The organism is Vibrio sp. SCSIO 43132, assembly GCF_019904195.1.
GTDB classification, from domain to species: domain Bacteria; phylum Pseudomonadota; class Gammaproteobacteria; order Enterobacterales; family Vibrionaceae; genus Vibrio; species Vibrio nigripulchritudo.
Genome location: NZ_CP063200.1, coordinates 1964058 through 1990481 on the forward strand (window position 1 = coordinate 1964058; position 26424 = coordinate 1990481).

Annotated in this window: 20 protein-coding genes; 13 read left to right on the forward strand and 7 right to left on the reverse strand. The window is 46.4% G+C overall.

Going from position 1 to position 26424, the window contains the following annotated elements; genetic code table 11:
* Positions 1–53: 53 nt before the first annotated feature.
* Genes INR79_RS27095 through INR79_RS27105 form a run of 3 tightly spaced genes read left to right on the forward strand, consistent with a single transcriptional unit; the run spans position 54 to position 3823 of the window.
* Complete coding sequence (locus INR79_RS27095) at positions 54–1139, forward strand: ABC transporter ATP-binding protein (RefSeq protein ID WP_223097979.1); 1086 nt, start codon at positions 54–56, stop codon at positions 1137–1139.
* Positions 1136–2833 carry an ABC transporter permease gene (locus tag INR79_RS27100; RefSeq protein ID WP_223097982.1) on the forward strand — a complete coding sequence of 566 codons (1698 nt, stop codon included), beginning with the start codon at positions 1136–1138 and terminating at the stop codon, positions 2831–2833. The genes INR79_RS27095 and INR79_RS27100 overlap by 4 nt, the downstream gene beginning before the upstream one ends.
* Positions 2834–2857: 24 nt before the next feature.
* Positions 2858–3823 (forward strand): PP2C family serine/threonine-protein phosphatase, encoded by a 966-nt coding sequence (locus INR79_RS27105; protein WP_262415436.1) that lies wholly within the window; start codon positions 2858–2860, stop codon positions 3821–3823.
* Positions 3824–3964: 141 nt separating this feature from the next.
* On the opposite strand, the gene INR79_RS27110 is transcribed toward INR79_RS27105, so the two are convergent.
* Genes INR79_RS27110 through INR79_RS27130 form a run of 5 tightly spaced genes read right to left on the reverse strand, consistent with a single transcriptional unit; the run spans position 3965 to position 12540 of the window.
* Complete coding sequence (locus INR79_RS27110; protein ID WP_223097988.1) at positions 3965–4528, reverse strand: DUF1566 domain-containing protein; 564 nt, start codon at positions 4526–4528, stop codon at positions 3965–3967.
* Positions 4528–6099, reverse strand: a complete 1572-nt coding sequence (locus INR79_RS27115) for a DUF1566 domain-containing protein (protein ID WP_223097991.1) — start codon at positions 6097–6099, stop codon at positions 4528–4530. The genes INR79_RS27110 and INR79_RS27115 overlap by 1 nt, the downstream gene beginning before the upstream one ends.
* A 9-nt stretch (positions 6100–6108) precedes the next feature.
* Positions 6109–8370 carry a proprotein convertase P-domain-containing protein gene (locus INR79_RS27120; RefSeq protein WP_223097994.1) on the reverse strand — a complete coding sequence of 754 codons (2262 nt, stop codon included), beginning with the start codon at positions 8368–8370 and terminating at the stop codon, positions 6109–6111.
* Positions 8371–8376: 6 nt separating this feature from the next.
* Entirely contained in the window at positions 8377–10530 is a 2154-nt protein-coding gene (locus INR79_RS27125; RefSeq protein WP_223097997.1) for a TonB-dependent hemoglobin/transferrin/lactoferrin family receptor, read from the reverse strand.
* Between the two features lie 3 nt (positions 10531–10533).
* Positions 10534–12540 carry a prolyl oligopeptidase family serine peptidase gene (locus tag INR79_RS27130; RefSeq protein ID WP_223098000.1) on the reverse strand — a complete coding sequence of 669 codons (2007 nt, stop codon included), beginning with the start codon at positions 12538–12540 and terminating at the stop codon, positions 10534–10536.
* Positions 12541–13095: 555 nt separating this feature from the next.
* Between INR79_RS27130 and INR79_RS27135 the strand changes: the two genes are divergently transcribed.
* From INR79_RS27135 to INR79_RS27175, 9 genes are all read left to right on the forward strand, one after another.
* On the forward strand, positions 13096–14340 hold the full coding sequence (locus INR79_RS27135) for an extracellular solute-binding protein (RefSeq protein WP_223098003.1): 1245 nt from the start codon (positions 13096–13098) through the stop codon (positions 14338–14340).
* A 47-nt stretch (positions 14341–14387) separates the two neighbouring features.
* Positions 14388–15374: a carbohydrate ABC transporter permease gene (locus INR79_RS27140; RefSeq protein WP_223098006.1), complete on the forward strand. Its 987-nt coding sequence runs from the start codon at positions 14388–14390 to the stop codon at positions 15372–15374.
* Complete coding sequence (locus INR79_RS27145; protein WP_223098009.1) at positions 15375–16241, forward strand: carbohydrate ABC transporter permease; 867 nt, start codon at positions 15375–15377, stop codon at positions 16239–16241.
* A gap of 6 nt (positions 16242–16247) precedes the next feature.
* Positions 16248–17603, forward strand: a complete 1356-nt coding sequence (locus INR79_RS27150) for a GH1 family beta-glucosidase (protein WP_223098011.1) — start codon at positions 16248–16250, stop codon at positions 17601–17603.
* The gene (locus tag INR79_RS27155; protein ID WP_223098014.1) at positions 17596–18690 is read left to right on the forward strand and encodes an ABC transporter ATP-binding protein; all 1095 of its coding nucleotides are present in this window, start codon (positions 17596–17598) and stop codon (positions 18688–18690) included. Before INR79_RS27150 ends, INR79_RS27155 begins: the two co-directional genes overlap by 8 nt.
* A gap of 23 nt (positions 18691–18713) precedes the next feature.
* Positions 18714–19745, forward strand: coding sequence for a LacI family DNA-binding transcriptional regulator (locus INR79_RS27160; RefSeq protein ID WP_223098017.1), 1032 nt, complete (start codon positions 18714–18716; stop codon positions 19743–19745).
* 57 nt (positions 19746–19802) lie between these two features.
* On the forward strand, positions 19803–20732 hold the full coding sequence (locus INR79_RS27165) for an alpha/beta hydrolase family protein (RefSeq protein WP_223098020.1): 930 nt from the start codon (positions 19803–19805) through the stop codon (positions 20730–20732).
* Positions 20733–20953: 221 nt separating this feature from the next.
* Complete coding sequence (locus INR79_RS27170) at positions 20954–22480, forward strand: alpha/beta fold hydrolase (protein ID WP_223098023.1); 1527 nt, start codon at positions 20954–20956, stop codon at positions 22478–22480.
* A gap of 267 nt (positions 22481–22747) precedes the next feature.
* On the forward strand, positions 22748–23362 hold the full coding sequence (locus INR79_RS27175; RefSeq protein ID WP_223098026.1) for a response regulator transcription factor: 615 nt from the start codon (positions 22748–22750) through the stop codon (positions 23360–23362).
* A gap of 68 nt (positions 23363–23430) precedes the next feature.
* On the opposite strand, the gene INR79_RS27180 is transcribed toward INR79_RS27175, so the two are convergent.
* Positions 23431–24780: a DEAD/DEAH box helicase gene (locus INR79_RS27180; RefSeq protein WP_038142317.1), complete on the reverse strand. Its 1350-nt coding sequence runs from the start codon at positions 24778–24780 to the stop codon at positions 23431–23433.
* 367 nt (positions 24781–25147) lie between these two features.
* On the opposite strand from INR79_RS27180, the gene INR79_RS27185 reads away from it, so the two are divergent.
* Complete coding sequence (locus INR79_RS27185) at positions 25148–25438, forward strand: Lpp/OprI family alanine-zipper lipoprotein (protein WP_004407659.1); 291 nt, start codon at positions 25148–25150, stop codon at positions 25436–25438.
* Between the two features lie 86 nt (positions 25439–25524).
* Here the strand turns inward: INR79_RS27185 and INR79_RS27190 are convergent, their stop codons facing one another.
* A complete protein-coding gene (locus tag INR79_RS27190; protein ID WP_223098029.1) occupies positions 25525–26424 on the reverse strand; it encodes a L,D-transpeptidase family protein in 900 nt (299 codons plus the stop codon).

Consider the following 26424-nt stretch of genomic DNA (forward strand, 5'->3'; position numbering starts at 1 on the left):
GTGGCTTGAAGCAGAGCCACTGTATTTTTTAGCCAAATTACAGAGGTGATGAAATGGCAGCCGTACAAATTAACGGAATAAGAAAGCAGTATGGTGACGTTGTCGCATTGTCAAACATTAATATTTCGATTGAATCGGGTTCCTTTTACACGCTACTAGGACCAAGTGGGTGTGGAAAAACTACCCTGCTCCGCACCATTGCAGGATTTCACCGCCAGAATTCAGGGACAATCGTTGTCGACTCGCACTCAATCGAGAACGAACCAGCACACCAACGCGATGTTGGTATGGTATTTCAGGATTACGCCGTCTTCCCTCATTTAAGCGTTGAAGACAACGTCGCGTTTGGTTTGAAGCAGCGCAAAGTTGCAAAAAACGAAATGAAAAAGCGCGTAGAAGACGCATTGAAAATGGTTCAGCTCTCGGAGTTTGCCAAACGCATGCCACACGAACTCAGTGGAGGGCAACAGCAACGTGTAGGGCTTGCCAGAGCAATCGTTATCAACCCTACGGTTTTGCTTATGGATGAACCGCTTTCCAATTTGGACGCAAAACTCAGGGTAGATCTGCGTGCTGAGCTCAGAAAAATTCAGCAAAAAATGGGAATGACCACGGTATACGTTACACACGATCAGGAAGAGGCACTGGCCATGTCCGATACAGTTTGTGTGATGTACAAAGGGATCATTCAACAGGCAGCGCCACCGTTTGAAGTTTATAACCGTCCGGCAAATCGCTTTGTTGCCAACTTCGTTGGTGGAAACAACTTCCTTAGAACCTCCAATCAAGGTGGTCTCATCTCATTGAGCAGCGCAGATAAAGTGATAGGTGACTATCCTACTGATGCTGATAAGTCGATGGAAATCGTCGCCGCTGTTCGTCCCGAAGCAATCTCTTTACACGCAACCTCCCCTTCTGAACACACTTTTGATGTAAAGGTCACGGTCGAACAAATCAGTTTCATTGGTAGAGAAATGGAAGTGCACGGCAAAACAGCTGATGGAGAAATACTAAAAGCCGTTACCCGCCCAGACGAAACCATTATGAACATCAAAGAGGGAGACCAAGCCTTCATGTCTTTTGACCACGAAGACATCTCTTTGTTTGAAGATTCAGAAACTGGGAGAAGATTGCAATGAATACTCCACGCATTGCGGCGCCACAGGGAATAACCAGCCTGTTTCCTAAATTCCGTCAACTGGATTTTTGGTCGTTTGTTTCCATCGTCACCGTCGCCATCTTATTCATCCTATTGATACTGCCCATCTTTAGCGTGTTTGTAGTGAGCTTCTTCGATGCCAATACAGGGGCGTTTACGCTCGACAATTACATTAAGGTTTTCACTAAAAATTATTACCTGACTGGGCTAAAAAATTCACTTTACGTCGGATTTATGGGGACTCTGGGGGCATGTTTACTTGGTGTGCCTCTGGCCTTTTTCACCGCTCGTTTCCACATTTGGGGAAAACAGTTCATCTCAACATTAGCCATTCTGGTATTGGTAGCACCACCGTTTATCGGTGCTTATGCGTGGATTATGATGTTTGGATCAAACGGTTTTGTGACTAACTTCTTCGCCCAGTTTGGCATAGAAACCCCTACCATTTACGGAGCAGGAGGTGTGATTCTGGTGTTCACACTCAAGTTCTTCCCCTTTGTGTACCTAATGACACAAACGGGACTCAAATCGGTCAATAAGTCTTTCGAAGACGCGGCTGAAAACCTCGGCTGCAATGCACTTGAACGCTTCTTCAAAGTCACTCTGCCATTGGTTTTCCCTGCGGTAAGTACGGGAGCCATCATCTGCTTTGTTCTTTCTATTGCCGACTTTGGTACACCTGCGATTTTGGGGCGTGGATTCAGAACACTTTCAACCATTGCGTATTCGGCTTATACCTCTGAACTGGGCGGAAAACCGACCATGGCTGTGACCATTTCTTTGGTCATGATGGCTATTTCTATGCTGGCTCTTCTGGCACAGCGCAAGATTCTGGCAAAACGCAGATACGCCAGTGCTCTTACCAACAGACCCGTCGTCAGCAAGCTAAAAGGCATACAAAACGTATTAGCACACGTGTTCTGTTACGCCGTCGTACTGGTCGCTATGCTGCCTACCATGGTGGTGGTTTATACGTCCTTCCTGCAAACCAATGGTCCCGTCTTTACCGGAGGGTTCGGTTTACAGAGCTATGCTCGGGTAATCAGCGATGCGCCGGAAGCGATAGTGAACAGCTTCTCTTTTGCGTTGGTTGCTGTTGCACTTATCGCGATTTTCTCGGGGCTGATTTCTTACCTGATTGTACGCCGGGACACCAAAACATCCGGCATGATCGACTTGCTGATGATGGTGCCATATCTGGTTCCCGGGGTAGTGATCGCCATTGGTTTTGTTACTACGTTCAGAACCGGAATGTTTGACCTGACCGGAACCGCCGCGATCATCATTATGATCTACTTTATCAGGCGACTTCCCTATGGCGTTCGTTCCACGACAACCAATCTGAGACAGATTAAGCCTTCTCTGGAAGAAGCTGCCATTAACTTAGGTGCAAACCCTTTAAAAGCATTTGTGACTGTCACTGTTCCTCTCATCCTGCCCGGGCTAATTGTCGGGTCACTGATGAGTTTTATCACCGCAATTAATGAGCTGTCATCGACATTGATTCTCTATAACTCAGGAACGGTAACCATGCCGATCAAAATCTACATATCGGTATTAGACGGGGAATTTGGTATTGCAGCAGCACTCTCGACCATTCTACTGGTGAGCACTGGGCTCTGTGTTTACACGGTTTTCCGTTTCTCAGATGACAGCGAATCATCGTTTGTTTAAGTATTTCACCAACAGAGTTTAACTATGAACATATATGCCTTTTCACGTTCGAAAAGTAGGAACAATAAAAAGCCTGGGGATGACGCTATGCTCATTGTTCCGGGAAACATCATCGCGCTGTTAGACGGTGCAACTGATCCTTTTGCCAGTTTTAAAGAGGGCGGAGACAGTTCCGGAAGATACGCGTCCAACACAGTTGCGGCTATTTGCGCAGAACTTTTCAGTGACAAGGCATTTAGGGAATCATCCGCAGAATTTATTCTGCGGAGCATTTCCGAAAGATTCGCAGAGTGTATGTCCAACCACAAATTTGTGCATTCCCCTTCAACGACCCTATCAATGGTAATTTTTCTGGAAGATAGCCTGCGCATTCTTAATGTTGGGGATTCTGGGGTCCGGGTAAATGGCACTGATGTTTATTGCCACCACAAGCCTATTGATTCCGTTGCAACCACCACAAGAATTGCCATTCATCACAGACTTAAGGACATATTTCCAGACCCGGATACCTTAGAGAAAGTCACACGCCGGCTCTCTTTCCACGGTTTTGAATGCGGGGTGGGCAACCAGCTCATCGACAAAAAGGACGTCGATAACATACTGGCAAGAGTACTTGAACAACACAGCAAAATTGCTTCACATGAGGATCTCGAACGATTTGTTCTTAAAGGTATTGTCAGTCAGAAAATGTATGCCAATAACGGCGAGCACCCTCTGGGATTCAGCACACTGGATGGCAACTTGCCTTTAATGAACGACGTCATCGATACCACTCTGAGTATAGAAAGCGTGCGGACACTGGAGCTCTTCAGCGATGGGTATCTGACCATGCCAGCAGGAACAAAAGTGTCAGATTGGGAAGAAGAGTATGCACGGGTAGAACAGCTCGATTTCGCCAAAGTTTCTGACTTTGAAAATATTAAAGGGTCAACTTCCGAAGAATTTTTTGATGACCGCTCGATTATCTCTCTGGAAATGACCACACCTTAAACCTCTAGGTCCTTCCCTTGTTTGAGGATTAGGTCGCTGCGTCCCCCTCTTTTTGCAGCGACCCTTTTTCATTTGCCACAAACAAAAAAGCCAGCCTTTGAAACAAAGACTGACTTTTTATCATTCCGAAGCTTTTAGAGTTTACTTGCTGTCTGAAACCATCATAATCGCGTAGTTTGCACCAGCTTTATTGGGTTCTTGAGTGTATATTTCACCATGTACAGTATTCAAAACAAGTACTGCATCACCCGAACCAACAGGTGTTGAACTCCAAATCGTTCTTGTTGTGACAACATCTTTATCAATGAAATTAGGAAATGCCTTAGAATTTAACATTGGTGTATGGCAACCTTTTTCAATCAGTGATTGTAGCTCTTTGATATTCGGTAAACGCCAGTTTGTCACACCCGCAAATTGATAGAGTGAATCTAGAGGCGAGTTAGCGATGTCATTAGCTCTTTGAAGTGCTGGTTGCCATAAGAACTCCGCCGACTTTCCGCTACAAGAAGATTGCGCCGCATCCCATGCTTTACCGACAGGACACCTCATCCAAGTTAGACCTGTCTTCAAATCTTTTACAATGCCGGAATCCTGAACAACAAACCTGGAATTCGGAGCTGAACGACTGATGTTTGGGCTACAAATTTGAGCGAACGCACTCACGGATGTCAGTAATAAAACTGATGAAATCAACCACTTTTTCATTATTTAGTCTCCTTATTCGCAACCAAACGAGTTGGGAAAATCCAAGATTCGGATGTGTCATCTGAATAAGAACCTGTAAAAATCCCATATTCATCGAATGCTATTGTGCCCAAGCTCCAAGCAAGTTTTCTTATTTTTCCAGTGTAAGAAGCCGCATGTGTTGGGCTCACTAGGTGAACATAGCTAAAGTAAACCACCCCATCTTCCTCCTCACGGTAACTGTTTGCGTAGAAGCTGTCAGACCATACAATGCCGTGTTTTAGGTAAGGTGCCTCATCTTCTGAGCCAATAGTTTGGTTAGGGAAGTACTTCATATTCAGACCCGCAATCACCTCACCAGGATCACTCGGCGCTTTATTCGGAAGTGGGCTAGTACTGCTAAAGTCTATGATTCCATACAGCTCATCTCCCGTAGGCAAACGCCAAGTAGATAAACCGCAGATATTTCGTTTACTTAACTCATCAGCGTACTGCTGAGTCGTACAAATTCCGTCGCCAGTAGTCTGACAAGTAGCCGTCAAAACGTCGCCTTTGTTAGAAGAAATACGATCTTTGATTTCCAATGCAAACAGGCGATCTAAGTGCTGGATGGAAGAGGTATCATTAGATTTCACTTCCCAAATCAATCCGGTGCGTTCATCGGACACGCAAGACCATTCAGTGGCGTCATCTGCCAGCTCGTTGCCCTGAGCATCGAGCTTTTTGAATTTAAAACCGTTGCCAGTGTTAGCCTGCTTATCCGTGACATCAAGACCATACATAGCATCCTGACCCGGGTAATCCGATGGGTTTTCGGTCTGGTTTTCAGTGTTTGAAGCATCCGAGAAGAACTTAGTCAGACCCGTATCATTCAATGGCTGTAAAGTGAATTTGGCTTTCGACAGTTCAGTCACTGCTTTAGTCAGATCTTCAGCCGATGCGTTAGCATCCGTCAACGCTTTGTAGTCTGCTAGCGAAAGTCCAGCGGATGCCAGAACGCTTGAACGGTTCTTATCACCTGCAGCTTGAGACAGCTTTACTACATTCGCTTCAAGTACGCTTAGCGCGTTGGCATTCAGGTTTTTTAACAAAGAACCTGACAGGGCGATGTTCGCGCGCTTAATTTCGGTTTCTACCTGAGAAACGGCCTGAGACAGCGTTAAACCATTATCCATTGCGCCAGAGATCAGTGTCGTGATGCCATTGATAACGTTGTCGCTCTTCATTCGACGATTCGGCGCAGCCAAAACAGTCTGGCTTCCCGCTGAGGCAGGGCTAACACTGCTTAATGCAGAAGCTTGCGCCACACCTGTGTCCATAACCGCCAAAATGGGAAAATCATAAATACTCAGGCTAGTACTGGTGATGGTAAAAGCGCCATTGCGTGCAATTGTGCTCGCCTCGGATGCATCGCAACGGTAGTTTTGGTTTGCATCCACGCATACTTTTGCGCTGGCAGGGACATTTGCTGTCGTAATGTTGCCAGATAAGTCATAAGTCGGAAGGCTGGTTGAGCTGGCAGAATCGCCGCCCGAACCACCACAACCAGCGAGCAGGAGAGCTGCCGAAAGCAGGGTCAGTTTTGTTTTCATAATGAACTCTTAGTAGTACTTGCGGTTCCGAAGCCAGGCTCCGGTAAATAGAATGAGCAAACTTAGCCAGGCAATAGACGCCCCGCCTGAAGATTGCATCGTCGACGGCTTTTTATTGTTATCTGTCGTCGTATTCTCACATTGATACCCACTCAGTTCGCTGACACCCCATTTCAATAAAGTGCCTGTGTCCTGGTGTGCAAAGTCGGTGATTTCCAGTCGCCAGATGCCATACATGCTGGTTCCTTTTAGGGCATCTAATTCCTTAGAGTTGCCCGCTGCGAAGTGGCGTTTGAACGTATTGCCACTGCTGTATTCATGAGGCTTAATTCGGATAACGACGTTATCTGGGCTGGTCAGCTTGAGTTCGATATCGGTAAGCTTTTCATGCTCCAACTCGAAATAAACCCCAAGGTTCTCTGAAATGGATTTTTGAGCGTATACGTCATAGCTGAACGACTTAACGCCTAAGTTATTGTTCTGGTCCGCATCGGGAATGGGTGCGTTGACTGAAGTGAGTGGTGTGACAAATTTCGGCTGTCCGTATACAAGCTGCTCTGTATGCTGCCAGCGGCGAACAGACTGGTTGCTCGTAACCTGATATTGGATGTCTAATGCCAAATCAAAAGGCTTGGCACAAACACTATTTGCCAGACCTGAAATATGAATCTTCTGAACAGCCGAACTGGCATCAGAAAAGCCGACCTCTTTCGCCAAATCGGTACGGGCAACACCATCGATACTGCTTAGTGATAAGGTGCGCTGGATTAGCAGATCAATGCCATGCTCAGGTTCGATAAATTTGGGCGTATTGACCACACGAAATGGCTCTTTAATCAGCCCGTGAATATCAAAATTCGCTTTTAGGATCTGAGCGTATTCCTTGTCCGAATACAGTTTGTTAGCAACAAAAATCATGCTTTCTGCCAGATCGTGCATTTTCATACCGCGACCTAAGCCATACATGGATTGCAGCACAATGGTGTCAAGCTCCGAGAAAGCGATCTGTCCATATTTGGCGACCGATTGTTTCAGTGACTGGAACAAAGGAGTTGACCAAAGCTCATCGCCCAGTTCTCCGCCCACATATTCGTGTGGTCGGTATTCACTTCTTTCAAAGTAGCGAGCACGCTGATTCCAAAGGCTTCGGGTATTTTTCTTGAAACCGAACAATCCATCCCAGTTAGCGAAGGTATCCAGTTCAAAAGATTCGCTCTGCGCGTACTGAACGCGGTAGCTGTATGACCCTGCCCAGTAGTCGCCGAAACCTTCTCCGATGGCTCCGGTATGACCATAGCCCCAGTCCGGCACAATCTGATAATGGATGCCATGCCCTAATTCATGGATTACCACATCGGCATCTATTGCGTCTGGCGAGCCTGTAATACCGAACATGGCAGCTTTAGGACCGAAGTAATATGTCGAGTTATCTTGCGACAGTCCCCTTCCGTCAAAGCGAACGGGTTCAGAAAACAAATCAGAACCCAGTGAAGACAGGTATTGCAACGAATGATCAAGATGGTAAAACGCCATAATCTGCGCAAATTCCGGCATGTCATAAGTCACTGAACTTAGCGCTGCTTCAGAAGCAAATTCAGCAACACCTTCCTGAGCCAGAAACGAGCTGGTCGGGCTGGTTTCCCAGGCTCCAGTATCCGCATTTTTTTGTTGAAGCTCCTTCGCATCCACCTGACGCACACGCTCGTTTGCCAGATATAACTTGCCACCAGATTCAAGAACAGATACAGGCTTGCTCACGTAACGAATAGAATGCGGGTAGTCTTCCAGGTATTTCCACAAAGTATCGGGCTGCGGAACCTTATCCATGGTACGAAGATCCGGGTCGAACACATTGACGTTCACAGACTTGATGGAACCTGTTGCCAGTTCTGGCGGCTCCAGTGCCTCAAGACGCCTCGGATTTTCTAGCTCAACCGCAGTGATAACTAACCCGTTTCGCACAACAGTATCTTCAAGGCTTTTGAATATACGGGTGACACGCTGGTCGTTATCCACACTCAGAACGACCGCTCTCTGATGTTTGTATTCACCACCCACCAGCACATCGAAGTTATAGTGCTTGCCGAGCTTACTTTCGGTGACGTAACGCAAACGGAATGAACCAACATCAGCATAACGCTGGCTCACATAGTTCAGTGCTTCACCATCACTGGTCACTGTGGCTGCATTACTCGGGTAGTCCCATTCCCCAGCCGTTGCAGATGAAATAGAGGCACAAAGCAGGGTCGGCAAGAGGTGCTTTTTCATCATGCCCCCCTAGAACTCGTATTTCGCGTTAAGTGTGAAATAGCGACCAGGTTCGGTTGAGAAAGAGGTCTGATGCTTACCCAATCCGGCAATGTCCTGATAACGCGTAAATTGACTGTCCAGCAGATTGATCACGTTAGCGCTTAGAGTCAGGTCATCCCAAAGGACAACGCTCGCACCTGCATCCAGTGACTGCCAGGCTTGAGTCTGGTCACACGGCACTTCCACTTGCAGTTCATTGTTGCAAACAGGCGTTCTGGTCATTTCAGCAGCCCAGTTCATTCGAAGATAACCGCTCAACGCATTGTGTTCGTAGTCGAGCTGAACGTTGCCTTCCCATGGAGTCAGAGAACGGATGTAATTGCCATCGCCATCTTTTCCATCGACTACGCCTGCTTTGGTCGATACTGCCCATTGCTCATCAATCTGGTAAGCCACTGAGAATTCCACCCCCTGCGTAAACACATTTTTCTTGTTTACATACTGGTACAACGAATTGCCGTTTGAATCGCGCCCTATTCGTTTAACATCAATGAAGTTTTTGTACTGGGTGTGGAAAACCGCTGTCGACCAGGACCACTGACCGTCCTGATATTTAGCGCCTAGTTCGTAAGAGTCGCTGGTCTCTTTTTCCAGATCTAAATTCGGAATAATGTAGAACGGGTCAAGTAGGTTAAACAGGTGAGGTACAAAGCCGTATACCTTGTCGTAGCTCGGGGCACGATAGCCATGGTTGTAGCTGATGTAACCGTTCAGAGATGGCGTGAACTTGTGGGTGACGGACAGACTTGGCGACCATTCTGAACTACGGGTATTGCTGATTTCATAGCCACCAATCTCACTTCTTTTTTCCGGCTCTAGATGATGAAAATCAAAGCGTGCCCCAAGATCGAAAGTCCAGTTTCCGTGGGTTGCTCTGTCTTTGATGTATGAACTGAATCTGTGAGTCACCACTCCTGCAAACGGCGACTTATCCTGCTCGTTCAAGCCATTGGTGTCGAATGTCTTGCGGGTAACCGGGCGATTGTACGAACGACGGTCTACCTCTACACCGTAAACGATCTGATGCTGCATATCGGCAAAGTCAGTAAGTTTATTGGCGTCCAGATTGATGCCCATCGCGCTGTCATTAAACTCACGATGATCATCTTCATTGCGGTACTCCGTGATGCCTCTGTTATCACGATAAATCGAGTAATTGCGATCGCGCTGCGACGTGGAATCACGCAGGTAACCTTTGGTATTCAGCTCGTCGTAAAATGCATTAGAAACAGTATGTTGTGTCCCAAGTTCAACGCCAATCGTCCGGGTAAAGACTTTGTCGTTGTAATGGCTAACGTCCCATTTTCCATCCGGCTGAACAATATGCGTGCCTTCATCGCGATTAACACGGTTAAGGTAGTAATTTGCTTTGGCTTTGAGAATAAAATCGTCATGCAGATAGTGGTTAACCACCGCATCCAGATTGTAGCCGTCGATATCGCGATTATAGAGATCCTGCTTATAATTTCGGGTCTCTTCACCCAACCAGTAGCTGGCGCGAACTAGTGCTTCGGTATCCTGAAAACGAAATGCGGAAAGCGCATAGCTTTTGGTTTTGTTACTGATCTGGGTGTAGGTAGTACCTACCTCGGAATGGAAATCTTTCCCGTGCAGATAGTCTTCTGGCTTCTTGGAAACCAGTACCACAACACCGCCAATAGCACCGGAGCCGTGAATGTTCGAGCTCGCCCCTTTCACAACTTCGATTTGCTTGAGGCTGTTGATATCAAAAGTATCGCGTCCCGCGCCATCATTGAGATCCAGAGCACCGTAGCCATCCGACATTTTTACACCATCTTTCACAATGGCGATTCGGTTTCCTGTCATCCCTCGAATCACGATGTTCTGAGGTCGACCCGCTCCACCAGTAACGGAAACGCCCGGTTCGGTGTCCAGCGCGTCATAGAGTTCTGTTGCCCCTTCCTTTTCCACCTTGTCCAGATCAACCACAGAGATGGAGCCCGGCACTTCAAACAGAGGAGTGTCGATTTTGTTAGCCGTAACAACGACGGTTTCGACAAACTCCTGTTCATTTTGAGTAGAAACTGTGCCGCTTTCAGCGAAGCAGATATGAGAAAACAACGCAGCAGATACTGCGACAGATAAAGGAGAAAGTTTCATCAATTACTCCGCTGATGAGTGTTGAACAAGTGAAAGGAGAAAAGCGTACTCTTCCGCCTGAAAGTTCAGTGCGTGTCGGCGGTCTGGTCGATGGCCAGATACGAAATCAGTACGCAGAAGATAAGGGTTGTCTGCCGTGCTCAGCTTTTGTATTCGGGCGATGTATTTTGCCCCTTCCCAGAAAGGCACCCGGCGGTCCTGATACCCAACGCGCACCAGCACAGGCGGATAGCTTTGTTTTTTAAGGTTTTGGTATGGGTCGAATTCCAGCATCACGCGTTGTTCCTGAGCATCTTTAGGGTTTCCCCATTCCAGATGCTGCTGATCGCTGAGTGGCAGGGTGCTGTCAGACATGCTATTCACCACATCCAGAAACGGAACCTGCAATACCGCACCCTTATACAGATCCGGTTTTTGATTAATTGCAGCCGCTACCAAAGTCCCGCCAGCACTGCCACCAATAGCGAGCACAGGACGCTGACCATGCTGGAAAGTTTTCATAAACTGGCTGGCAACATGAAAGTCATCAATGCCGTTCTGTTTGTTGATGCCGCGACCAGAAACGTGCCAGTCGCTACCCAGAAAGCCACCACCACGAACGTGGGCAATGGCGTAGATCGCGCCCTGATTAAGCACACTCACAATTTGCGGCATAAAGTACGGACGCATGGTTACGCCATATGCACCGTAGCCATACAAAATAACTGGCGAGTTTTCAGTCAGGGTGTCTTTTCGATACGCAAGTGTGACAGGGACTCGAATCGAACCTTTCTCAATCCAAATTTGTTTAGAGACGTATTTTTGAGGGTTATGTTCTGGGTAGAAGTCTGAAGATAAGTCGGAAACAGTTCCGGATTCCACATCCAGTTCCGACCACTTTGGTGGCTGCACCAAAGACATGCTACGAAGGCGAATTCGGTTACTGGAAAAATCACCGTTGCGTTTAACCCAAGTCACCACGCCATCGTCGCTGAGGGATTTTTTCCACAGCGTTTTACCATTACGAACTGCCGTCAGGTATTTATCCTGACCACGTAGCGTCGCCACAACCAATGCCGATTCAAACAGGTAGAAATTATCAATCATTTCACCTGATTCAGGTCGGAAAATCAGTTGGAACTCGCCTGTCTCAGATCTCAATGACTTTTTCCAGATGGCAAAGCCATTGTTATGGTTTGAATTCAGGAAAAGTTGATCGTCAGCAACATCGGCAAAGTATTCTTTGCCGTCTTTTCTCGGTAGAAGTGTTTTAGAAAGCGCGCCTGTTTTCAGGTTAAGCAGAACCTGCTCAACACTCGACTCATTGTTGGACTGGATTACCGCCCAATGGCTGTCACTCGCCAGATACGCAGAAACAAGCCATGCAGAATCACTCTCGGTAAAGACCGGAGTCTGTTTTTTGGTTTTAAGATCTATCTGGACCAGTTTGTAAGGGCGTAACGTAGGCAGTTCTTGTTTAATCACAAAAATGGATTGTGAATCCGAACTCCATAGAATCGTCGATTCTGTGCCGTCTGCGACCAAAGACTCTGAACCCGTCTCAAGATCAACAACAGAAATTCGGTGCTCACCGGTTCCCGTGATGTCTTCAGCCAAGGCGATTTTTGCTCCATCAGAACTCAAACGCCAGGCAGCCAAATGGTAATAATCGTGGTCTTGCTGCCTGCTGGAAAGGTCCAGCAATACTTCTTCGGATGCAGACTGTGTGCTTTTCATCAAAATGGCACGCTGACCATTTTTGATGCCCAGTTTGTAGTACACACCTTGCATCAGAAGCCAGGGTGAATCGGCTTTGACAACGTTATCGTTCTGCCACTCATCAAGCAGTGCCTGTTTTAGGGTTTCGTTCCCTTTCAGATACTCCTTTGTCGCATTGTTTTGCTCTGACAAAAATTGCTTCACTTCACCGTTGCTGCGAGCGTCGTCCCTAAGCCAATCAAACTCATCCTGAGCCAAAACGGACGTGCAAAACAGACTCGTGAATAAAACAAAAGATGAACGCCAGCGCATAAGCAACCCTAGAGATATTGATGGAACTTATAAAAGGGCGCGCATGGTGCATTTAAATCAAAATGAGATCAATTATCATTTTCATTATTATTTGAATCGAATCACATAAAATTAATCCAAATGGCTACTTGTCATTCAATCGTAAACTTTCTCGCTACAAAACTAGAAATCAATAAACGCATCTTATACAGAATATTAATTCACTTTATATCCAGAAATAGTAAAAACACCTATTAAAAAGCGAGTTTATGAGCAGATAATAAAACAAATTACCAGATATGAAATTCCATTAACAACTTATCACAAACACCACATAACGTGATTTAGATCACACTAAAACCATCAACACTTACTTTGAAAGGCTACTATTTCCTATGAAACTGTTTCATGAAATTTTTCAAAGTGCCTTACCTTTCAACCTTTCAGGAAATGCGTGTTTTTCATTCGAATTTAGCGTGATTTATATCACTCTTTGTTTGAATACATTTATCAATACTCCCTCCACATCCAGTGACTAGCACCACTCCCTACACCATAAAAATATAAGGACATACCATGAAAATCCGCACTTTAGCCGCACCTTGCGCGCTTGCTTTAGGGCTGGCTTCTGCCGCTTATGCTGAAGACAACAAGATTCGCTTTGACGGTTTTCCCGACTTTGACAGCAGCCTGAAGGTCATTCTTCCTGACTTTCAGAAGCAGTCCGGTATTCAGGTGGATTACCTGATGAATAACCACGGTGATCACCACACTAAGCTGACGACCAACTTAGCCACAGGCTCCGGAGCTGGTGATGTGATAGTCGTGGACGTAGAAAAAATCGGTCCGTTTGTGGCTTCCGGTGGTTTGGTCAACCTTTCCAAACAATATGGTGCCGATAAGTATCAGTCTCAGTTTGCTCCCTACGCCTGGGCTCAGGGAAAAGGTGGCGACGGTTCTATGTATGGCATTCCCGTCGATCTGGGCCCTGGGGTGATGTATTACCGCACAGACATTTTTGAGAAAGCAGGAATTGACGTAAAGGAAGCGATCAAAGACTGGGATTCCTATATTGATGCCGGAGAAACTCTGAAAAAACAAGGTGTCCAGTTAATTGCCTCTGCGGCGGATGTAGCACAGGCAATCATCTTTACCACAGTGCCAGAGGGTGAAGGCTTGTACTTTGACCAAGAAGGCAATCCTGTTGTGACCTCCAAACGATTTGTTCACGCCTTTCAGGTCGCGAAAAAGATTCGGGATAAGCAGCTAGACGCGCGAATTCTGGCTTGGTCGAACGAATGGTATGAAGGATTCAGAAACGGCACCTTTGCCACTCAACTTTCCGGCGCATGGCTGCTAGGGCATTTGAACAATTGGATTGCGCCAGACACCAAGGGTAAGTGGGCAGTGTCACACTTGCCGGACGGTATTTACGGTAGCTGGGGAGGATCTTTTCTTTCCATTCCTAAGCAATCTAAGCATCAGGATGAAGCGTGGAAGCTGATCGAGTACATGACGGTCAATCGTGATGTTCAGTTGACCCATTTCGAAACCATTGCTGCGTTTCCTGCCAACACCACCACCTACAACGATCCGCTTTTTGAACAGGAAGTGGCGTTCCTTGGTGGTCAGAAAGCACGTCTGCTGTTTGCAGATGTTGCCAAAAACATCAAACCCGTCCAGCCGGGCAAAGGTGATCACGTCGCACGTTCGATCATTCTGGAAAATGCTCTGATGGAAGTACTGGATGAAGGTAAAGACATAGAAACCGCGCTGAAAGAAGCGGAGCGATTGATCAAGCGTCGCACCCGTAACCTGTAAACGAATAGGAGGCGAGTTTCGCCTCCTTAATCTGGAGTAAGCAGGTTATGGACACTGCAAACAGCAAACCCGTTGATTTAATTGATCAGCAGCCATCAAATCGGTTCAGGCTAAACAAGCTCACGCCTTACGGATTTTTGTTGCCATTTATCGTGATCTTTTCTGTATTCGGAGTGTTTCCCCTGTTGTTTTCCGTCTACCTCTCGTTTCATGCCTGGAACCCGGTAGAAGGTCTGTCAGCCATGAAATTTGTGGGTGTGGAAAACTACGAAATTGCTTTGACTGATCCCTGGTTATGGCGCTCACTGAACAATACCTTGTGGCTGGCCATCACTTCAGGGGTGGCTCAGCATCTCGTCGCGATTCCTGTCGCTTACATTTTAGTTTCGATGGGAGACCGACTTCGCCACTGGCTGACCTCGGCGTACTTTTTGCCTTTCATCACTTCAACGGTGGCGGCTTCGCTGATCTTTTTCAACATGTATTCCCCTAACAGCGGGATTATCAATCAGTCACTGGCATACCTTGCCGACAGTACCTTATTTGGCTGGGCATTCGCTTGGGTGAATGACTATCAACCCATACGCTGGCTAGACGACGCTACGCTGGTAAAACCGGCGATTGCCATCATGGTGTTCTGGAAATATACCGGCTTCAACATTGTGCTCTACACCACAGGGTTGATGACCATTCCCAAAGACATTCTTGAAGCAGCACGCATGGACGGAGCCAACGCATTTCGCAGATTCTGGAGTGTTTCTCTTCCCATGATCCGCCCTTTTGTGTTCTTCGCCGTCACCATGACCATCATAGGTAACCTACAGTTATTTGAAGAACCCTTTGTTTTAACACGTGGTACGGGGGGAACCGGGCAGTCCGGCTTAACCATCTCTATGTATCTCTACAAAGTGGGATGGGAGTGGTTAGAAATGGGCACAGCGTCTGCCATTTCCTGGCTATTGTTCGCGCTGATTGCGTTTTGCACCTGCATTCAGTTTTTCTTCTTCGGTAAAAAAGGGCTGGGAGAACAATAGATGTCGACACATACACTCAATCCAAATCAACGCTGGATAGAACTGGCGACCAAGGTGTTAATGATTGCTCTGGCGACTGTACTTATTGTTTCGGCACTCATGACGGTGTTTCCATTTTTATGGTCTGCACTGCTTTCTACCCGCGACCGCACGGAAATCTTTGGTTCTGGCATCAGCTTTGCTATCGGAGATAGTCTGGCTATTAACTACGCCAAGCTGTTAGAAATCATGCCTTTCTGGCAAGCCATGTTTAATTCCATTTACGTAGCGTTTCTGGGTACGGCTATTTCGCTGCTGTTCTGTTCAATGGGCGGCTACGCGTTTGCGGTATACCAGTTCAAAGGCAAAAACATCCTGTTTGGTATGTTGGTGGGTTCCATGATGATCCCGCCAGTGCTTAGCCTTATCCCCTACTTCATGATCGTGAAGTTCCTTGGGCTGCTGGATAACCATGTTGCGGTCTGGCTACCGTTTACTACAACGCCATTTGGTATTTTTCTTATGCGCCAGCACGTCGTAACCTCCATTCCAAAAGAACTACTGGAAGCCGCAAAGCTCGATGGCGCAGGCGAATTCAGAACGTACTGGAGCGTAGTACTGCCCTTGATGAAACCTGCATTAGCGACCTTAGCCATCGTCCAGTTCGTGTTCTTCTGGAACAGCTTTATGAACCCGCTGGTCGTGCTCACCTCTCCAGAAAATTACGTTATTACTCAGGCTTTACGCAGTGTACAGGGCATCCCAAATACGCCTTGGGGCGCTGTAATGCTTGGCACCACTATTTCCATCCTTCCTTTGGTTACAGCTTATCTGTTTGCCTCAAAGCAAATGATCAGTGGCTTAACCTCCGGAGCCGTTAAAGGATAACTCACCATGAATATGTATCAGCTTCCAAAACATTCCGCCATGCTTTCTAAAGATTTCACTTTTGGCGTGGCCACGTCTTCCTATCAAATAGAAGGCGGCGTGACTCAGGATGGTCGTTGCCCGTCCATCTGGGATACGTTCTGCCTTAAACCTAACGCCGTCGACAATCAAGATAATGGTGATATCGCTTGTGATCATTACCATCTGTGGAAACAAGATATTCAGATGATCAAAGACTTAGGCGTGGATGCGTATCGCCTTTCGATGGCATGGCCACGAATCATCAAGAAGAACGGTGAAACCAATCAGGCTGGGCTGAAGTTTTATGAGCAGATCATTGATGAATGCCATGCTCAGGGGCTGCGCGTATTCGTCACCCTTTATCATTGGGATTTGCCTCAGTACCTTGAAGATCGTGGTGGCTGGCTCAACCGGGAAACTGCCTATAAGTTTGCCGAATACGCCGAGGTGGTCAGCGCGTATTTTGGCAACAAAATTGACGTGTACACCACGCTGAATGAACCCTTTGTGTCTGCCTTTCTGGGTTACCGCTGGGGCGTTCACGCTCCGGGCATCAAAGGAGAGAAAGAAGGGTTTCAGGCGTCACACCACTTATTGCTGGCGCACGGATTAGCCATGCCATACCTTCGAAAAAATGCCCCCAAGTCGATGCATGGAATTGTTCTGAATGTGACACCTGCGTATCCGGAAACAGAGGCTGATCAGAAAGCGGCAGATTACGAAGATGCAGAAAGCTGTCACTGGTTTATGGAGCCCATTTTGAAAGGTCGCTACCCCGATTTGGTTCTGGAAAAACAGGCGAACAACCTTCCTGTTATTTTGGAGAAAGATCTGAAAATCATCAGCGCTCCCATCGATTATCTGGGCATCAATTTTTACACCCGTTCAGTCGTGCGTTTTGATTCGAATCGCAACATTCAGTCGGTCACTCAGGAAAATGCCGAACATACCTACATCGGTTGGGAAATCTACCCTCAGGCGCTGACTGATGTCCTGATCCGAATCAAACATTACTATCCGGACCTGCCCCCTATTTACATCACTGAAAACGGGGCAGCAGGTAACGATAAACTGGAAAATGGAAGCGTCAACGACGAACAGCGAATGCACTATTATCAGTCTCATTTTAATGCAGTAGACAAAGCCATTGAGGCAGGAGTGCAAGTAAGTGGTTACTTTGCCTGGAGCTTAATGGACAACTTTGAATGGGCATTTGGTTATCAGCAACGATTTGGCATTGTGCACGTGGATTACTCTACTCAAAAACGTACGTTGAAAAACAGCGCCATTGCCTACCGAAATATGTTGTTAGAGCGTCGGGGAGGACAACAAAATGGCTAAGGTGGAATTCAGAAATCTGAAAAAGTCTTTTGGTGATGTCGAGGTCGTCAAGCAGTTCGACTTTACCGTAGATGACGGTGAATTCGTTGTCTTTCTTGGTCCTTCTGGCTGCGGGAAATCCACGACTCTGAGGATGTTGGCGGGACTTGAATCTATCTCCTCTGGTGAAATCTTTGTTGGCGACAAATTGATGAACCCGATAGATGCCAAAGACCGGGATCTCGCTATGGTGTTCCAGAGTTACGCCTTGTATCCGCATATGACGGTATACGAGAACATTGCCTTCGCCCTTAAGCTCAAAGGCATGGCTAAGCAGGATATTGATGCCGAAGTGCGTAAAGCGGCGACAATGCTGGAATTAGAACCTTTACTGGACAGAAAGCCGAAAGCCCTTTCCGGAGGGCAACGCCAGCGGGTCGCCATGGGACGCGCGATGGTTCGCACCCCGAAGGTCTTCTTATTTGATGAACCTCTTTCAAATCTGGACGCCAAATTGCGCGGCACCATGCGCGAAGAGATAAAACAACTACACCGGGAGTTAAAAACCACCACTATCTACGTCACCCATGATCAAATTGAAGCCATGACACTGGCTGATCGTATCGTCATCCTAAAAGACGGATACGTAGCGCAAGTCGGTACGCCAACGGATGTATTTAAGCGTCCCGCAAGCAAATTCGTTGCCCAGTTTATTGGTAATCCATCAATGAACATGCTGGATGCCAAGTTGGAACAGCACGAGAATAACTGGTGCACTCGACTTGGTTCTTTGATGATTCCGCTCCCTGAACGATTCGAAAAAAACGCCAGCAAAAACTTAGCACTGCATTTTGGTATCCGACCGACAGATATCCACCTTCGACCAGAGCAAACAGGACACGATAACGTATACTCTGTACCTGTAAAAATTCTGGATAAAGAATTGCTTGGCGCCAGTATTTTGTTGAAAGGCGAACTCGATGGGCAACCACTTACCATTGAAACTCAGGCAGCAGAAGTGGATGTGGACTGCCTGACACTTTACATGGATATGGACGCGATTCACCTTTTCGACGTAATGAGTGAGAAATCGCTGGCGTCTGACTAACTTAGTGCAAATGTTTGAGTTGTATGACTGAATCAAATAGAAAAGCGAGAAAGAAAAAAGACGCCACAGTGTATGACGTGGCTAAACGTGCTGGTGTTTCCGTCAGCACCGTTTCTCGCTTTTTGAATCGCAGCAGTTATGTTTCAGAATCAAAAAGCTTACGGATAGAAGAAGCACTAAAGAGCACAGGTTACAAACCCAATTTCCAGATCAATCTCGGCGAAAATCGACGCTCCATGACGATTGGCGTGCTGGTTCAGAACCCGGAAAGCCCACACACCAATCGCATGTTGATCAACATGGAAAGCTTACTGATGGATCATGGGTATTCACTGGTGATTGCATCGGGTCACTGGAAAAACCAAGCCGAGTTGCACGCGCTAGAGTATCTGGCGCGAAGTCAGGTAGACGGGGTGATCATCTTTACTGGCAGCCTCACCGAGAAACAGATCTTAGAATTTAGCGAAGCGTTACCCACAGTTGCCGTTGGTTACCACGTGAATGGGAACAGAGTTCGTTCACTTTGCATCAACAATGAACTTGGTGGTTACATGGCCACGCTTCACCTGCTGCAACAGGGGCATGTGGCTATCGCGCACATTAAAGGGCATGCCAGCCAGCCCGATGCTCGCGCCCGCTTTTCGGGGTATCAGAAGGCACTGAAAGAAGCAGGGATAAAGCCGATTAAGGCGATGATCAAACAGGGCGACTTCACATCTGAAGTTGGTTACGAAAAAACCATCGAGTTGCTGGACTCCAACGTTCATTTTACTGCTCTGTTTGCTGCCAACGATGAAACGGCTTATGGCGCGATGAAAGCTCTGCACGACAGGAATTATCGCATTCCAGAAGACATCTCTATTGTCGGGTTTGATGATCTCCCTACATCCAGATTCTTTACTCCGGCTTTAACCACCTTACGCCAGCCAATAGAGGAACTGGGTGCTGTCAGTGCGGATGCGCTGCTAAAACTGTTGTACGGAGATGAATTTGATCCGCGAGTTCCCCCAATTGAGCTCATCGTCAGGCAATCCACTAAGTCACCATTTCGGTAAAATTAACTACCCGCATCCTATATTGCGTATTCCTCTTTTTCACAATGGAACAGTGTTATGCGGACTGGAAAAATCATTTTATTAGGATTAATCACTTCTCTATGTTCAACGCTCGCAGTGGCAAACAGTGCGTTAACCTTACCCCGGCAAGATGGCAGCGAAATTCACTACTACCTAAACAAAAAGCAAGCGGTGCCATCCGAGACACTTCTGGTTCTGATTCAGGGTTCCGACTGCAATAGCGTGACCCAGATTAAGATGATTGAAGAAGATCTCCCCGCCGCCGCTCCTACTGCGGATATTCTGACCGTAGAAAAATACGGCATCACCAACAAACTCAGCTACGATGAGGATCCTGAACGCAAAGACTGCCCAGAAGCCTTTATTCAAAACGATGCCCTGAGTCAGCGTGTGGACGACTACCTAAAAATTCTGGAGAAAATCAAATCTCAGCATAAATATCAGCAGGTCTATCTGATCGGAGGAAGCGAAGGCGCTTTGGTCGCCAACCTGCTTTCAGCGCACCCAGATCACGTATCAAAAATCGTGGCATTTAACGGCGGTGGCGCTCGATTTATGGACGACCTGGAACACGCAGTTAAGCTCGAGATTCCGGAAAAAAAGGTGTACACCGAAGTAATGCAGGAAATTAATGAGTTCACTCAATTCGTCCTGAATAGCGAGCCTGTTGAATTCAATGTAAGCGGTCATGGCTTTAAGTGGTGGCGCGAGATGCTAGAGCTAAATCAGACTGAGGTATTGAGGCAATCTCAAGTACCAGTTCTTTTAATTCAGTCAGAGGACGACACCAATGTTTCAGTTGAGCTTGCAGAGAAGCAATATAAAACATTGGAAAAGGAAGGAAAATCGAACATTGAATACCTATCAATTACTGGGCTCGATCATTCGCTTGGTGATTCAGATGGAAAAAGCCAAGCGAATAAAGTGGTTGAAAATATTAAAGAATGGCTGATAGAAAATCCTTAACCAACAAAAAGCTGCTTGAACGCTTAAATTCAAGAAAATCCTGAGAGTCATCTCAGGATTTTTAATAAAGCCAGTGGCAATCCTATAAAATTCATGTAGATAGAAATATGCATTCATTTTCTTAATTCACAAACCGAATATATGAAGTTGAATGTAGCTAAAAATGCGAGCCCTTGCGGCTAGGCAAGGGTTAGTATCAATAAAAATAGGACTAATCAATAATGAAAAAATATTTAGTTGTTGGCTCTCTCGCGTTAATGGTTACTGGTTGTTTTAGTGAATCCGGTAATTCAAACAGCTCATTTATCAAAGACATATCCTCACAAAACAATCCAGATAACTCCACTGTCTCTGCGCTAAACTGCCCGAGTAATTTCGACTGCTACATGCTCACTGTTCCCAAGGACTATAACGATCCTTCGCTAGGTAATGTAAAAGTTCATTTCGGTATGCAAAGAGCAAGAGTGCCTTCAGAAAGAATTGGAGCTCTAGTCTTCAACTTTGGGGGACCAGGTGGATCAGCGGTTGATGGTGCAGCTTACATGGCAAGTACTGAGCTTCCAAAAGCCATTACTGACAAATTTGATATCGTTGGGATTGATCCCCGAGGCAGTGGTCAAAGTGCTTTCGCTAAAGAACTAACGGAGTGCAGCAACTCTCCGCTTGGTAGCTGCGAATCAGAGTACACAGAATTTGCGCAGTATATAGGTACTAATTCACTTATTAAGGACATCGACAGTCTGAGACAGGCTTTGGGTGATGATAAACTCAATTTTCTGGGGTATTCCTACGGAACTCGAGTCGGCGCTCTGTACGCAGAAATGTTCCCTAACCAAGTTCGCACTTTGATTCTGGATGCCCCAATGCCACCTAATTCGCAAAATGCCGTTGACCTGTTCAGAGATGGTGCTTTGGGCAGAGATATCATTGCAACTTACCGCCTTAAAACCCCTGCCAGAAAAGCAAAACTGGAAGCGGTTATCGAACAAATCTACAACGATGGTTTCTACGACGACAATCATGGCAACAGGCTAAGTGCGCAGCATGTCGCTCCATTCCTGTATGATTATCTTGCTGCTCGTGACAACAAAGGAGCCTGGCAGAGTGTAGAACAGGCTACGTTTACTTTTTTAGATACCGACGATGCTTCCCAGCTCTTTAACCTAATTTCAATTCCACAAAGCTTTAACGCGAAAGTGGGTTTTAACAATGAAGAAGATCAGAACCGCTATAACGCTTTGTTCAAAGCCGTTGTCTGCACCGATGAAATCACACCAATCACACCAAGTGACGTCGACAATGCAAAAGCTGAGATAGAAGCAATGTCGAAAATCTACGGAGTGAATGATTCTAACTTGGCAGGATTTTGTTCGGAATGGGATAATCCACGCGACCCCATCGCGATTGTAGAGAATATGAGCAATAAACTTACTGGGCAGGACATCATGGTAATTGCAGGAAAATACGATGACGCAACGCCTTATATTTGGGGAGAGAGTATGGAGAGAGCGTTTGGCACTAATGCGACTTTCATTACCATTGATAACCTTGTCGGACACGCGTTCTCTTACACATCCATCCCTTGCCTGGACGAAGAAGTCACACACTATATAGTTAATGCAGACATTAAGACGGCTGATAAGACCTGTGATGTCCATCAGCAGAATAGTAACTTAGGCTATGGCGTTAAAAAGCTATCGCCACTCGACAATATTCAAGGTATAGGTAACTTTACCGAACGCTTCTAACGTAAACACCAAAACCTCAGCAAATGCTGAGGTTTTCTTTTCATATCCCTTATAAGCAGATGCCAAAATTCATTTGCTACATAAACAACATAATCCGATGCAAAATCCCGTTGTAAGTCCTAAGTGAATTCAGAGTACCTGGCTAATATTCAGCTGCACTGTGATATTAAAAGTAGCGGCTCTGACAATCGCTTACATTCCAATCGCTTAGGATGGTTCCATTCTCTGACATAATCATTGGATAAAAATAATCTAATCAGGTGTCAGATGAAAATTCTTGTTGTAGATGATCACTCTATCGTCAGGCAGTCCATTTACTATTTGCTCAGAGACCGAGGTTATACGATTCTAAACGCGATAAATGGTCGAGAAGCGGTGAACATTCTTCAGTCTGAAGAAATAGGTTTGGTTATCTTGGATATCGGCATTCCAGAACTGAATGGCTTTGAAGTAATGAAGCGTTACCCACCTTCCCCATCCACAAAGTTTCTGGTGTTCAGTGCCGTTGAAAATGAGAGCTTAGTAAATCTAACCGCAAACTTTGATGTTTCTGGGTTTATCTCTAAATCCGATGAGCTTCATAAATTTGTAGAAGCCGTCGATACCATCTTACTTGGTGGAAAATACTTCCCAAAAGAACTTGAAGTAAACAACACTAATTCCGATGCCAGCAAAGTCTCATCATTATCTCAACGAGAATTGATGGTGCTGACTTCAATTGCAAAAGGCATGAAAAATCGAGAGATTTCGTCAGAGCTTTATCTAAGTGAAAAAACGGTAAGTACTTATAAAACCCGTCTGATGAAAAAGCTGGAAGTGGGTAATGCCGCAGAGCTGTTTGCTTTCTGTGAACGCAACCGCTCAAGACTACCGCCCTTCTAGCGGCTGAATTACAGGTATTAAAAAGCCCAGCAAATGCTGGGCTTTTTAATTCTGGTTCTTAGTAAACCTTACTCGTCGCCGTCGTTACTCGGTGCTGGCTTTTTCTTTTTCACCATGAACACCTGATCACCAACGTCGACATTGGTGTGGAATGACTTATCGCGTTTAACGGGCTTCTTCGCTGTCTTCTTCGCCTGAGGCTTGCGTTTGCCTTTATTCGCCTGACCTTTTCGGTAGTCAGGCTTACGAGGTTTCAAACCTTTGAACTTGCCCTCTAACCCTTCCAGCTTGGAGAAAGTCAGGTCTTGCTGAAGGAATGTTTCTACTCGCTTAAAGCTGTCCCAGTCTTTCGGACCCACCAGAGAAACCGCGAATCCTTTGTTGCCAGCTCGGCCGGTACGACCAACACGGTGAACGTATTCTTCGGTATGCTTTGGCATATCAAAGTTAATGACGTGCGTGACGCTCGCAATATCCAAACCGCGTGAAGCAACATCCGTCGTCACCAGTATCTTAAATACGTGACGCTCAAACTGGCTCATGATGGTATTACGCTGGGTCTGATTCAGGTTTCCACTCAAGGCAACGGCTTTCAGCTTTTTCTCGTTCAACTCTTTGGTTAAACGATCGGTGTCTGCACGCGTTGCAGTAAAGATGATGACCTGACGGTATTCTGCCTCTTCAAGCACGCGCTCCAGAATGGCTTCTTTATGATCCAGGTGATCACAAAGGTAAAAAGTCTGGGTAATGTCTTTGTGTTCTTCATTCGCACTGCCAACTGAAATACGCTTTGGTGAATCCAGCATTTCAGAGGCAATGTCATTCACTTCAGCGTGATCAAGTGTCGCTGAGAACATCAAAGTCTGGCGGCGACGGTGTTTTGCCGCGTTATGGATACGGCGCAGCTCAGGAGCAAAGCCTAAGTCCAGCATGCGGTCAGCTTCATCCAGAATCAGCGTATCCAGTCCATCCAGAAACAGAGAACGATGCTCAAGGTGGTCGGCAAGGCGACCCGGTGTCGCAACGATAAATTTAGGGTTTTTGCGAAGTGCCTTAACTTGGTCGTTAAAGTTTTCACCACCAAGAATCAAGGTCGCGTCGTAAGACAGACCACCTAGCATCGAGCGTAGCTCGCCATAAACCTGCTTTGCCAGTTCACGGGTAGGAGCCAGAATCACACCACGAGGATCTTTGCTTGAAAAGGCTTTGGTCTTAAGAGCTTTGTGAAGCAGAGGCAATACAAATGCCAGCGTTTTACCCGAACCTGTCTTGGATGAAGCCAGCAGATCTTTACCCGCAATGGCAACAGGAATGGACTGACGCTGAATGTCAGTAGCTTGCTTGAAGTCGTAATGCTTCAGGTTTTTCAGTAAGCGATTGTCTAGCCCTAAGTCTTTAAATTGCAAAGGATTCTCCAGTTAGGCGGTACACATAAAAGTCAGATAGACCGTAATAGCGCCGTATAATACCCCTTTTTAAGGGTTAGATCACAAAAAATAGTTAACACTTCTATATTTAACGGAGATTTGACGCATTCTCCCTGTGTAACGCTATCTACAAATTTGTCATTTTCATGTTAGATTTTAGGTTGATGCCGTCAGATGGCGAATTTTTGTGCCATATTAGAGACAAGTGACGACATGGTATGGGTTCGAATTTACGTACGGCTATGTCCGACACTATGATTGAGTAGCAGCCATGACATGCCAGTACCCTTTTACTGATATAGCGGTCCGGTTACATGGGTAGAATCAGCTACGTAAAAATGTCCAACAAGGAGTTCATATGAACAACAAATTACTTTTAGCAGCGGGTATTTCTTCAGTTCTGTTTTTGGCCGGTTGCTCTGGTACGCCAGATACAACGTCTAAAAAAATTGATGAGTTGACTAATCAGGTTCAGCAGCTCAGTCAACAAGTTTCCTCACTGCAATCTTCTCAAGAAAAAGCAAGCATGAAAGCGGAAGAAGCAGCTTCTGCCGCAAACGGTGCGAAAAACGCAGCGATGTCAGCTCAGCAGGAAGCGTCGCGAGCGAACAGCCGCATCGATAACATTGCTCAATCTTATACAAAATAAATTGATATCCTGAGCAATAGAAAATGGGTGCGACAGCACCCAGATATTTTCGCTTGCTGTCGGTTATAAACGACAGATCTTAATACTTACGGCGTGGCAATTTCGATTGGCACGCCGTTTTGTACCTGAACGGCAGCTCTGGCTTTCGCGTCTGAGATATTGAATTCTTCCATCCACCAGCCTAGTTCCATCGGCAACTCTAGTCTCGCCTGCACACCTTTGCTGTTTGTCAGAGGTTCATGTACCTCGATAAACACGCTTCGGTCTGGCTCCAACGACATTTTTATCGGTTGATTAACGATGCGTACCTTTTCACCTTTGTTGGCACGTTGAAAAAGCCACTCTATATCTTTAGGTTCCATACGAATACAGCCGGCACTCACACGCAAGCCAATCCCAAAGTCCTTGTTTGTACCGTGAATCAGATACTCACCCGATCCATAAGCCAGACGCATGGCATAATCCCCCAGTGGGTTTTCAGGACCGGCAGGAACGACCCTTGGCAAGCTGATGCCTTTGGCTTCGTACTCTTTGCGAATGGATTTTGGAGGCGTCCAGGTCGGGTTAGGGATTTTGGCGGAAACACGTGTGGTCATCTCTGGTGTATCCCGACCAACTCGCCCGATCCCCACAGGAAAGACATGCACCACGTCCTGTCCTTTCGGGTAATAGTAAAGGCGCAGTTCAGGAAGGTTAATCACAATGCCCTCACGGGGGGCATCAGGAAGAATGAAATGGGAAGGAATGGTTAAGACAGAGCCTTCAGGCGGTAGAAACGGATCGTACCCTTTGTTCGCGGCCATTAAAGAGAGGAATCCGACATCGTATTGTTTGGCAATCAGGGCAAAGGTTTCACCGTCCTGAACCACATGGCGTTGCACCTTTCCGGCTAGATTGCTGCCTTCAATAGGCAGAGGAAATGTCGCCGCATGCACGCTGTGTACAACCAAAGACAACCACCAAATACGACACACGGCTTGTTTCAT